Here is a 10812-nt window from a genome sequence, read left to right as displayed (position 1 = left end):
GATTAATTTTATTATTCCATTTAGAATGCATAAAGGAGTCCTCCTTGTTTGATGATGGGTCAATGGTCGTTGACACTCATGCATCATACTAGAGGGCTCTTTCTCTTTCAAGACCTCGAACATCCTTCAAACAGGAATGCTGCTCCGTTAGCCATCCATGTAGCGTTAAACCAACGCTACACCCACAGAAAATGAAAGATTGTTACGTTCTTTCATGGGAGTTTAAGTGCAATACTTAACAAACTCAGTCGTTTTTGCATACATAATTCCGTTCATTCATTACAAGAATACTGCACCGTTTATTCCATAGCAAAATAAGCTGTCTAAATGACAGCTTATCTTCTGCTATTGCACCCGTTACTCTATTTAGTTATAAGTTATTTATTGGAAAGATCATCAATCGCTTGAATTGCTTGTTCCAACGCTTTAATTCTTCTTTCTAAAAGCGTTATTTTGGGACTACCAGCCTTTACCTCAGCTGGATGCCTACCGTATTAGGTCACTATTATTAAAACCAAAAGAATTGACAAATTTATAAACCTCAAAGCAAGTTCTTTTGCCTTTTTATTCATCATTTATACACAGTTTAATTCTGATCCAGCAATCGTTTCGGCAATAGCTGGATAGATTGTCAAATTCGTTCCCTGCGAAACTCTCCATACATATTAATTTTATTTATTGTTTAAGTAAGTCTATTAACAGATGTATCATTTCAGCTTGTTGTTTTATCTTCTTGCGACCATTTCGATTAATTGCTGCAAGCTCACAGCCAATTGCAGTAGCAAAGAAAAACAATAAACTTCCATTCATATAAAAACCTCACATTGAAATCAAACAGCCTTACTCAACTGTTCCTTTATTAAATTCTTCTGATGCTCGTTTTCTTCTTTACGTTGACATATGTTATTTCGTATGAGTGCTATAATAACGAGCAGTGTTCCTGCAACATCAAAAATTGTAATTTTATATCCTTGGATCATCATAATGAACAATGTAGTGATTGGAACGAAGTTAATAAATAAAATTCCATTTACGGATGATAAAATTTTCACGCCGTAGTTCCAACTCAGCAAAGCCACAAAGCCTGGTAATATCATCATAAATAATAAATCATATTTAACAGCAGAAATCGTTCCTATGCTTGGTACAGACACATATCCTTGGATTGTAACTATTATTGTTATGATACCTGTTACAACTGTACCAAATACACATGTCAATGTAGAATAGCGAAGCGTAGACCAATCACTAAACGATTGCCCACCCATCGTATAGATTACCCATCCTACAACACCAATTAAGATAAATGCGAGTGAAAGCAGGTTTTGTTTAAGTGTAAGAAAGAAACTCATATCACCTTTTGTAATTACAAAAATCGCCCCAACGAAAGCAATGACCATGCTTATAATCATATGTTTTTTCGGTTTCACATGTTTAAATCCCCATAAAACCCCAATTGAAATCATCGGCATGAGCGCCTCCATTATAGAAGCTACCATAACACCAGATTTCCCCAGTAACATTTGTCCAAAGAAAACTAGCACATTGTATACAGTAAATGCCATCGTCCCGAAGAAGACGAGTAGTTTCCCTTTTCCTTCTAAACGAAATGCCTGCCTGCCTTCTTTTATCCATAATAAAATGACTAGTACAATAGCTACGGCCCCATATCGTATAGTTGAAAAATAGAATGGATCTATATATTCCAAAGCATGATCTGCAACTGGAAACATTGCTCCCCATGACATACTTGCAATTAAACATGCCATCGCCCCTATTATCAATTGACTTCTTTTCACATTAATCTCTCCATTTATCTATAATCTTTTAAATCTCACAATGGAAATTATAAAAAAGAATATATATCACGTAAAATGATTGAAAGTGATATTTAATATCATTTACAATGATACTTTCAAGGGGGGAATTCTCAATGGAACTTCGAGACTTACAAATTTTCAAGAGCGTCGCAAATCACGGAAGTGTGAGCCATGCAGCAAAGGAATTAAATTATGTCCAATCCAATGTAACAGCACGTATTAAGCTATTAGAAAAAGAGTTCAAAACATCGCTTTTTTACCGACATAAAAAGGGGATGACATTAAATCCAGAAGGAAGAAAAATGCTCGTTTACGTTAATAAAATTTTGCAGGATGTCGAAGAATTGAAACAAGTATTTTTAGATAGTGATACACCAGCTGGTACATTAAAAATTGGTACAGTTGAAACGGTGAATATATTACCAAACATTCTTGCTTCTTACTATAAGGAGTATCCCAATGTCGATTTGACACTGCAAGCTGGATTAACTGAGGAACTAATTAAAGAAGTAACAGACCACCAACTAGATGGGGCTTTTATTACTGGACCAATTAAACATCCACTTTTAGAACAATATGATGTATGTACTGAAGAACTCGTTCTTATAACACAAAACAAATCCTTCCATTTAGAGGAATTTATGACTACACCAATCCTTATTTCTAATCAAGGATGCGGTTATCGTGCCAAGCTAGAACATTGGCTCAAAGCTGAAGGTTTACTCCCTAAAAGAATCATTGAATTTAACATATTAGAAACAATTTTAAAAAGTGTTGCAATTGGTCTTGGAGTTACGATTGTGCCGCAATCAGCTGTTGAATATCTTTCTACTACAGGCAAGGTTCATTGTCATCCAATTCCTCAAAAATACGGTATTATTTCAACTGTCTTTATACGACGAAAAGATGCATATATGACAAATTCGATGGAATGTTTTTTAAAAAAAATAGTTGAGCATCATTGACTTTCTCGGTGTGAAAAGGGATATTTATTTAGATTATTTCCAAAATCTCTTTTGCTATTTCATCAAGTTCTTCAAAGAGTTCATCATGTGTAGGTGTTTCAGCCACTCTTATTAAATACTCTCTAAACTGAACTCTTGACTCTACTGGCAATTTGATAATCAAAAAATGTAGAATAAACCACTTCCAGTTATCATCATCTGAAGATAAAACAGCTTGCACATGTGGGACAATTTCTTCTGGAAAAGTTAAAAGTAATTCTAATACACTTGGGGCCACTGGCCAATTCATATCTTGAATCCATTCGAGAAGGTAAGGCAGTAAAGGCAATATTTTATCTCTATCCATTTTTTTAATCATTTCTATTCTATCATTATCATGCTTATGTCTTGGCAAAAGATCTTCAAAGTTTTCCATATGCGTCAATTCCTTTGATTTTTATACATGGCAATCTATTTATTGTATCAGTCTTTATTAAACTAATCTGCATCTATAGTTTAAGTTGAAGGGGTCAAGAATTACTTTTCGGTATGTACTTATTTTCTCCTGGTAATTTCTTTATCTCCTTCCAGGCAGCGATTACATCTTCTCGCTTTTTCCCTTTGTTTTCAGGATCAGTAAAGTAATCTCGCGTAAATTGATTATATTCAAATTGAGAACTAATTGTTGTGATGTATGAAGGGTCTTTCTTACGATCCTCTTCTTCATGCCAGGCAGCAATTACTTCTTGATATGTTTTTCCTACATTCTCTTTAAAATAGTTTTGAATATATGTGGAAAAATGAAATTTAGGAATTTGTGATTTAAAGAATGCTCTTACTGCCTGACTACAACGATGCTCTTCTGTAATAATAGTATTTAGGCTCAATTCCTTTGATTTAGCAGACTTTTGGTAAGAATTTTGTTTTCTCGATGGTTTAACAATTTTTCCGGTTAGAAGAAAGTAAGCAATTCTTTCTGTGATTTCAACTTTAGAACCTGAAGTACTTAACCCATTTTCTCTACAAAAAAACTGTAGTTCTTCTTTTAACCAGTAAAAATTCCTGAAATCTTTTTCATTCAAATCCTTTGATAATACAGGTCGCATTTCATTCACCTCTGCTGTATTTTAATCCCATTATAGAACATTAGTTTCCAAATGTCCTTGCTAATATTTTACTTATCTCTTCTTATACTAAATGGCCTCGTTAGTTTAATAACAACACTCTTTTAAAAAACAGCCAAAAATTTATTGTAAAGTTACAAGATTTTTGAGCAGGAATACAATAGGCATTAGTATGATTTTCAATTCATTGCTGTCACTCGAACTTTTTATCTTAATTAAAGGACTACGATCATCACTTCTAAAAAATCAGGGGAGTACGATTCAGAATAGTCAAGTAGTTTCTAGCGGATTCTCAAAAAAAGAAAAGCGCCTCAAATCCTTTATATTAAAGGATTTGAAGCACTTTTCAGTTGGTTCAAACTTATTCTATCTGAACCTGGATACGTCCCAGGAGGACATATTAAAATACTGATATATCAACGGTTATCAACTACAATGTTTACCTTTTGTTTTCCTTACATTTTTGACCACCCATTACGGAGTGGTCTTTTTATTGGTTTATTGAACTAAAGCCTCGGTTTATTACTCTTCTTGAATCTATAAACGTACAGCATAATAAATGGTATAGCACAGTAAATATAATTCATCGTAACAGAGAAATTATAAAAATTACTTAGCAATTTCCCAAGCACATAATAAAAAACAATAGCAATTGTTATTATTGTATCTAACTTCGATTTATTCTTTTGAACTTTTATCATTCACAAGACTCCCTCAACTATAAATGCAATTACAAAATTAAATACACCCATTCATTTCCCTGAAACAATAGTTTAATAATACCCCATATACAATTCATTTGGATAACTATTTCCATTTACCATTACGACATAAAAAACCACCCATCACGGAGTGGTCTTTAATGGTTTATTCAGCTAAAGCCCAAGACATCGACAAACATCCTTTCCGCATGTCAACCAACCATTTAAAATAGCCCCCTTATCAAATGAGGGCTAAATATAATTCATAATCTATCACTTATCTTCAACTTGCTTTAATAAATTTATCGGAACCCAACTGTATTCCGATGGATACTTCCAGTCCCCACCTAATACATCTAAATAACCATTAATTTCAGTACCTTTCGATGAAACAATCATTCCCTTTAAATACACATGCTCATATCCACCTATAGCATAGCCTTCTACTGGACTAAATCGCTCTCGTACATCCGCTGTTATCTCATAACGCACACCTGTTTCTCTTTTTATCGTTTCAGCTATTTTAATATCTGTACCATTATCTTCTATACAAATATCTCCTGCATCTGCATCATAAAAACAAGTAGAAATAACTTGTCCGTTATTTAAGAAAGAAATCTTGATATTTTGGTAATCTTTATTGAAATAATTACCGTAACTTTTATAATCATAACTTTGGTTACGATTAATATAAATATAAGTTGGATTATTATAGAAAGATGATCGAATTTTTATTGGTACTTCTTTGAAAACTACCAAATCAGTTGCTTGGACCCGATATTGCCCCATTTGATAGAATGTTTTACCGTCATATTTCTCAATATCATACGTTTTAAAAAAATTATTTCTCTTTACCATTAATGAATCAAACGTACCATCTGGATTTTTCTTGTATACCTTGATATCTTTTTTAAAGGTCATTTTCCCTGTTTGACCTTTTACAACTTCTGCTCCATCATACATCACTTTTGCTTCTGATTTCGTTGGATTTACTACCGCAAATACAAATGCTGTTAGTAACACAATAAATAATTTTTTCATTATTTCCCCCTACACAGTTTGTTTTTAGAAAGCAAAATATCTTAGTATTATTTACTATCAATCTATATTCTACCATTGACTCTATAATAATATTAACATGATTTACCTTAACATAATTTCTCTAATCTACCATTCAAGCCTGTTCTCTAAATTCGGTCTATTACCTATAGATTGCGGACGACTATTACGCTCATTCAACCAGTTATAAAACTGTACTGGACGCTCTTTATTTTGAGTTTCTTCTATTGAAAATGATTTATTCAACTTCTTATCCATTCGCTCTACAGCTTTACTATATGCACCTACAAACACCGCACGTAACGTACTAGCAACTGTCAGTACACCCTCTTTAATATCCATAGCAATTTTAAATATTACGTTCTTAGCTTTTACAAACTCAGGTACACTTTGTACTTGAGCAGCCAATACAACTTTGTGTAGTTCATCTTTTAGTGAGTCTGATAACGGTAATGAGTGCATGAAATCAAATAGCATTTGCTGATACTCATTCATGTACTCCTTTTTCTTTTCAGCTTGCAAAGCCAATTCATTTTCTAAATCACTTAAATTATTACTTGCTTGTTTAGAACTTAAAAGATTAAAAGAGTTAAAAGATAGGTTTTCAGATTGTGGAGGGCAAACCGCGTCGTTACTAGCTTCATCACCTGTCTCTCGATGTTTCATTGTCGATGTGTCACTGTAAGGCAAAATCTTATAAATGCTTGCACCTTTAATTCCGTTTAACTTTGTTTGCTTTACCTTCTCGATAATGTTTAACTCAACTAGTTTCTTGATCGCGCGCATTACTGTACTAGGAGAAGTGCCAGTTGCTTCAGCAATCGTTTCAGCTTTTAGATGCGAAGCCCCTGGATACATCAATGAACGTTGTGAAAGTACGATAACGATTCCACGTTCTGATTCTGTTAAGTTGAAATAATGCGCTGCTATATGGTCCACCACACTTTTGTCCATATCAGATACTGAATCGAATGTTGTGTATTGTGCTAGATATTCGAATGACATTTCATTCACCTCATTTCGGATTTAATAAAAATAATTCGGAATTAGAATCCCAATAACGTTTATTAATTACATCATAACATCCGAAATTCGGAATTCAAATATAAATTGCGTTTTCTATAGAGTTATTTTATAATAGAGGTACGAAATTAAGTTGGAAAGGAGTGTTTGAAGTTGACGAAAGAATTGAAATTACGGTTAAGGGTCCTACTTGCTGAAAAGGAGTGGGAACAAAAAGATTTGGTTGAACGAAGTAATTTAACACAACGTGCAGTTAGCGAGTTATATAATGACAAAACAAAAAGCTACACCAAAGCAACATTAAATGAGCTTGTACGAGTATTTGAAATTGATGATATGAACGAATTATTTAAGATTGTTGAAGTAGAAAACGAGGATAATTAATTGAACAAACTAGAAGAAACAACAAAAGAATTACTTGAAGCTGGTTATACAATTGAAGAAATTAAAGTGGCTTTCGAGGAAGTAATTGAAAAAGCTAAACAAGTCGATATGGATAAAGCAACAGATAACTAATAAAGGTTGTCTGTTTTTTGTTTTTCCAATAAACTGTTATTTATAGGAGGGATGCACTATGCACGTTGGAAAAGTGAAATGGTATGAATCATTTTGGTCAGTTATAATTTGCTTCATATTAGCGCCATTATCAGGATATCTTTCTTTATTTCCCGCTATTATATTTGCTATTTTTAGAATAAGAAAAGAAATAAAGAGGATGATTATCAATAAGCAAAATAATTTACCATTGAATCACAAAATTCCTTACGAAGGACCAAAAAAGGCAAAAGAGGATGTTGATATTAAGTCACTCAATTGAGTGGCTTTTTATTTTTGCTTTGTGCAACTCTTTTTCCACTCCCTAATTTACTAGTGAGTAGGCAAAAACGTTGCCATAGACCTACACGATATCGGCCTGTTATCATAAGTTTATATTTTTTTTTGGGAGTGAATTAATATGAATTCTTCAAAGGTTGCTTTTTTATCAGTTATTAGCAATTCTCTCGTTGTTATTCTAAAAATCATTGTTGGACTTTTTACAGGATCAGTGGCAATTTTATCAGAGGCCATCCATTCTTTTTTAGATTTACTTGCCTCTTTAATTGCTTTTTTCTCTGTACGAATTTCTAGTAAACCAGCGGATAAAGAGCACCCTTATGGACATGGTAAGGTTGAAAACATTTCAGGGACAATTGAAACACTACTAATTTTTGTTGCAGGGATTTGGATTATTTACGAATGTGTTCATAAAATTATTGAACCCACACCAATTAAACTTCCACTACTAGGAATACTTGTCATGCTATTTGGTGCATTAGTTAATATTTTTGTGTCAAGAATTGTGTATAGAACAGCTAAGAATACTAACTCTGTAGCGATGAAGTCAAATGCACTCCACTTACTTACAGATGTTTATACTTCATTAGGAGTTGCCTTGAGTTTATTGATTGTCCATTTAACCGGTTGGTATATTTTAGACCCAATTATCGGGATAGTATTAGCATGTTATATTATGATGGAAGCTTTCAAAATGATGAAAGAAGCATTTCCTCCGCTATTGGATGCAAGTTTATCAAAAGAAGAAGAAGAAAAAATTGTACATATCATTGAATCATTTAAAGATGAATATATCGAGTATCACGATTTCAGAACAAGACGCTCGGGTGCTGAGGAATATATCGATTTTCATTTAGTAGTAGAATCGCAAAATAGCATTGAAACAGTTCATGATCTCTGCGATCGTATAGAAGAAAAGATTAAAAACATCTTTCAGCACGCCAATATTCTTATTCATTTAGAACCAGAAAATGAAAAAATAAATTAATTTTTTATCTATAATCAAGTAGTGGACCAGGTGCTCACCTTTTATGTGCGCCTGGTTTTAATTGTTTAGCTATATTCTTTAACTGGATAACTCAAATAATAGTTATTTCATTTTTGAGTCACCCTTCCAACTGACCAAATCATTCTTTTCTCCCCTAAACTTTATTCCTTGTAATTTTTACTTGTATCTTTAAATAAAATGGACTTGGGATAGCAAACTCTCGCCTCGCCCATTGTCTTTTTTAATACATTGCTGTCCCCACTTCATAATAAAAAGTCATATCTTTTTCGATATGACTTTACTTATTTAACGTTAATTTCGAATACCTATTTTTAAAAAAATCTTTATCTAGGGTAACTCACTATCCAAAGGTAGCTGTCTCATCATAATAGTATAGTAAGCTAATTTTAGCTTGCGCCGCCTTGATTTGTTACTAAGGGTCACTTCCATACGGGTGACCCTTTTTATTCTTCAAAAGATGCAACCTTCTTAAATATTTGTCAAATTTTTAACTCCAAAGAAATATTTTTAGTTGGATAAATACCTCTTAACTTTCTATAACTATACATATTATAAACATAGAAGGGAGGGATATTTCATGGGATACTCCGGAAACATCGGAAATTACAACAACAATTGTTATTATGGGGGCTATAACGGTGGTAGCTATGGTGGCGGTTCCTCATTCGTCCTAATTGTTGTTCTATTCATTCTACTAATTATTGTTGGCGCTACTTTCATGTATTAATCTCTAAAACTCTTTAATTCACAACATTGGAATAAAAAATAATATAAAGTTTATTAGCCAAACACCCCCTTATTATAAGGTCACTTTTACAAGAGTGACTTTTTTTAATTCACTTGATAAATAACTAATAAATTTATTTTAAAAAATAAATTTATTAGTTATTTATCGCAGTTCATTTTATCAACCACTCATATTATAGACATAGAAAGGAGGGAAATTATTATGTCGCAAAATTATGATAGTGGTTATGGTTCTGGTTCTGGTTCTGGTTCTGCATTTGCTCTAATTGTTGTTCTATTCATTCTTTTAATTATTGTTGGCGCTAGTTTCATGTCAAAATATTAATACCCAATACCGCCTCTAATGCTCATAACTATTGTAAGGGAATACCAATTTAACCTTACACCTCCAAATTTATACTAAGGGTCACTATCCACCAGGTGACCCTTTTATGTGTGGAATAATGACAACTTCTTTGGCACTAAATGTTGTATTGTTTGTTCTACTCATTATTGTAGGAATCTAAGTAAAATTTGCTTCTGAAAGGAGGGCTACTATGCATCAACTAGATAGATACCAATGTCAGGCTATAGAAGTCAGAGATATCCATGGAAAAGTTCACAGAGGAGCACTATTAGGAGTTGATCCAGCAAGAGGAGTTTTTATGCGGTCAGGCTCTCGTAGTCGGCACATTTACTTTTCCTAGTACATATCCATTTGGCATCTTCCAAGATGATTTACATGCAAGCGTTCTAATTTATAAAGGTGCAAATATCCATTCTGTTTCAAAACGATTAGGTCACTCTGACATTCAAACAACATTAGATCACTATGCACACGTATTAAAAGAAATGGAAGAACGAGATGAAGAAATTGCGATTAACATTTATTCATCTTAATTTTTTGTTCACCTTGTTTACATTTTGTTTACCTAATTCTAATTTTATATGTTATTCAATGCGATTCTCTATATCCTTTAAACAATGTAAAAAACGCTCAAAACCCAGTATACACAAGGTTTCAAGCGTTTTTCTCTTTGGTTGAATATCAACCTTCGACTTGCAATTGACGTCCCAGGAGGGAGTCGTCCCCCGACCAAAGACCCCAATACCATTGTTTATCTTTATTAATTAAGTAAGAAAGAATATTACCTTTCACACTGAAAAAATAACCTAAAAAAACCTAAAACAATTCAAAAACAACTGAATATAGGGAAATTCCCACTTCTCTCATTGTGCTTCAAAACAAACGAAATAGGTCAATAGACTTATTCCATTTCCAATAAAACAGCATAAAAAAAATGAAATCGCTCGAAAAAATGTTCTTTTGAATACTTTTTTCTGCCTATTTTTAAATCTTCTAGCTCTTATAATGTTGTTCAATTGCCACGATAGACTTGTCTTCCACTTTTGTAAAAAACACTACAAATCCCTCTATTTATTTTGAATAAAAAGAAGGAAACATCGAGCTGTATATTAATAAAAGAATTGTAACAATGCTGCAGAACAAGTGATTTTTTTGTAAATACTTTAAAATCCTTATTTAGAAGGCTTCAAAACATGTCTATACGA

At 32.9% G+C, this 10812-nt stretch carries 15 protein-coding genes; 9 read left to right on the top strand and 6 right to left on the bottom strand.

Going from position 1 to position 10812, the window contains the following annotated elements:
- Positions 1 to 675: 675 nt before the first annotated feature.
- Together ACIQZG_RS10265 and ACIQZG_RS10260 are read right to left on the bottom strand one after the other, a co-directional pair.
- Positions 676 to 810, bottom strand: coding sequence for a YrzO family protein (locus ACIQZG_RS10265; protein WP_402755086.1), 135 nt, complete (start codon positions 808 to 810; stop codon positions 676 to 678).
- A gap of 20 nt (positions 811 to 830) precedes the next feature.
- Complete coding sequence (locus tag ACIQZG_RS10260; protein WP_402755085.1) at positions 831 to 1799, bottom strand: DMT family transporter; 969 nt, start codon at positions 1797 to 1799, stop codon at positions 831 to 833.
- A 134-nt stretch (positions 1800 to 1933) separates the two neighbouring features.
- On the opposite strand from ACIQZG_RS10260, the gene ACIQZG_RS10255 reads away from it, so the two are divergent.
- Positions 1934 to 2785, top strand: coding sequence for a LysR family transcriptional regulator (locus tag ACIQZG_RS10255; protein WP_402755084.1), 852 nt, complete (start codon positions 1934 to 1936; stop codon positions 2783 to 2785).
- A 28-nt stretch (positions 2786 to 2813) separates the two neighbouring features.
- Here the strand turns inward: ACIQZG_RS10255 and ACIQZG_RS10250 are convergent, their stop codons facing one another.
- The 4 genes from ACIQZG_RS10250 to ACIQZG_RS10235 all read right to left on the bottom strand — a co-directional run bounded on the left by ACIQZG_RS10250 (position 2814) and on the right by ACIQZG_RS10235 (position 6653).
- Complete coding sequence (locus tag ACIQZG_RS10250; protein ID WP_402755083.1) at positions 2814 to 3200, bottom strand: DUF5071 domain-containing protein; 387 nt, start codon at positions 3198 to 3200, stop codon at positions 2814 to 2816.
- A gap of 94 nt (positions 3201 to 3294) precedes the next feature.
- Positions 3295 to 3870: a DUF6434 domain-containing protein gene (locus ACIQZG_RS10245; protein ID WP_402755082.1), complete on the bottom strand. Its 576-nt coding sequence runs from the start codon at positions 3868 to 3870 to the stop codon at positions 3295 to 3297.
- A gap of 992 nt (positions 3871 to 4862) precedes the next feature.
- Positions 4863 to 5630, bottom strand: coding sequence for a hypothetical protein (locus tag ACIQZG_RS10240; RefSeq protein ID WP_402755081.1), 768 nt, complete (start codon positions 5628 to 5630; stop codon positions 4863 to 4865).
- Positions 5631 to 5756: 126 nt separating this feature from the next.
- Positions 5757 to 6653: a helix-turn-helix transcriptional regulator gene (locus tag ACIQZG_RS10235; protein WP_402755080.1), complete on the bottom strand. Its 897-nt coding sequence runs from the start codon at positions 6651 to 6653 to the stop codon at positions 5757 to 5759.
- A gap of 171 nt (positions 6654 to 6824) precedes the next feature.
- Between ACIQZG_RS10235 and ACIQZG_RS10230 the strand changes: the two genes are divergently transcribed.
- The 8 genes from ACIQZG_RS10230 (at position 6825) to ACIQZG_RS10195 (ending at position 10140) form a co-directional block, all read left to right on the top strand.
- Positions 6825 to 7055 (top strand): helix-turn-helix domain-containing protein, encoded by a 231-nt coding sequence (locus ACIQZG_RS10230; RefSeq protein WP_402755079.1) that lies wholly within the window; start codon positions 6825 to 6827, stop codon positions 7053 to 7055.
- On the top strand, positions 7056 to 7187 hold the full coding sequence (locus ACIQZG_RS10225) for a hypothetical protein (protein ID WP_402755078.1): 132 nt from the start codon (positions 7056 to 7058) through the stop codon (positions 7185 to 7187).
- A 58-nt stretch (positions 7188 to 7245) separates the two neighbouring features.
- A complete protein-coding gene (locus tag ACIQZG_RS10220) occupies positions 7246 to 7488 on the top strand; it encodes a hypothetical protein (RefSeq protein ID WP_402755077.1) in 243 nt (80 codons plus the stop codon).
- 138 nt (positions 7489 to 7626) lie between these two features.
- Positions 7627 to 8493 (top strand): cation diffusion facilitator family transporter, encoded by an 867-nt coding sequence (locus ACIQZG_RS10215; protein WP_402755076.1) that lies wholly within the window; start codon positions 7627 to 7629, stop codon positions 8491 to 8493.
- A 598-nt stretch (positions 8494 to 9091) separates the two neighbouring features.
- Entirely contained in the window at positions 9092 to 9241 is a 150-nt protein-coding gene (locus ACIQZG_RS10210; RefSeq protein ID WP_402755075.1) for a YjcZ family sporulation protein, read from the top strand.
- 222 nt (positions 9242 to 9463) lie between these two features.
- Positions 9464 to 9586 carry a YjcZ family sporulation protein gene (locus ACIQZG_RS10205; protein WP_402755074.1) on the top strand — a complete coding sequence of 41 codons (123 nt, stop codon included), beginning with the start codon at positions 9464 to 9466 and terminating at the stop codon, positions 9584 to 9586.
- 106 nt (positions 9587 to 9692) lie between these two features.
- Positions 9693 to 9767, top strand: coding sequence for a YjcZ family sporulation protein (locus ACIQZG_RS10200; protein WP_402755088.1), 75 nt, complete (start codon positions 9693 to 9695; stop codon positions 9765 to 9767).
- Between the two features lie 115 nt (positions 9768 to 9882).
- The gene (locus ACIQZG_RS10195; RefSeq protein ID WP_402755073.1) at positions 9883 to 10140 is read left to right on the top strand and encodes a site-specific integrase; all 258 of its coding nucleotides are present in this window, start codon (positions 9883 to 9885) and stop codon (positions 10138 to 10140) included.
- The last annotated feature ends 672 nt before the right edge of the window (positions 10141 to 10812 follow it).

Source organism: Lysinibacillus sp. NPDC096418 (assembly GCF_044762775.1).
In the GTDB taxonomy this organism is placed as follows: domain Bacteria; phylum Bacillota; class Bacilli; order Bacillales_A; family Planococcaceae; genus Lysinibacillus.
Note: the sequence above shows the minus strand (reverse complement) of the source record. Positions and strands in the feature narration are given on the sequence as shown.

Bases quoted from the DNA above. Each gene is read 5' to 3' on its own strand.
- ACIQZG_RS10250 (WP_402755083.1), bottom strand. From the start codon at position 3,200: ATGGAAAACTTTGAAGATCTTTTGCCAAGACATAAGCATGATAATGAT.
- ACIQZG_RS10255 (WP_402755084.1), top strand. From the start codon at position 1,934: ATGGAACTTCGAGACTTACAAATTTTCAAGAGCGTCGCAAATCACGGA.
- ACIQZG_RS10265 (WP_402755086.1), bottom strand. From the start codon at position 810: ATGAATGGAAGTTTATTGTTTTTCTTTGCTACTGCAATTGGCTGTGAG.
- ACIQZG_RS10245 (WP_402755082.1), bottom strand. From the start codon at position 3,870: ATGCGACCTGTATTATCAAAGGATTTGAATGAAAAAGATTTCAGGAAT.
- ACIQZG_RS10205 (WP_402755074.1), top strand. From the start codon at position 9,464: ATGTCGCAAAATTATGATAGTGGTTATGGTTCTGGTTCTGGTTCTGGT.
- ACIQZG_RS10215 (WP_402755076.1), top strand. From the start codon at position 7,627: ATGAATTCTTCAAAGGTTGCTTTTTTATCAGTTATTAGCAATTCTCTC.
- ACIQZG_RS10235 (WP_402755080.1), bottom strand. From the start codon at position 6,653: ATGTCATTCGAATATCTAGCACAATACACAACATTCGATTCAGTATCT.
- ACIQZG_RS10220 (WP_402755077.1), top strand. From the start codon at position 7,246: ATGCACGTTGGAAAAGTGAAATGGTATGAATCATTTTGGTCAGTTATA.
- ACIQZG_RS10210 (WP_402755075.1), top strand. From the start codon at position 9,092: ATGGGATACTCCGGAAACATCGGAAATTACAACAACAATTGTTATTAT.
- ACIQZG_RS10240 (WP_402755081.1), bottom strand. From the start codon at position 5,630: ATGAAAAAATTATTTATTGTGTTACTAACAGCATTTGTATTTGCGGTA.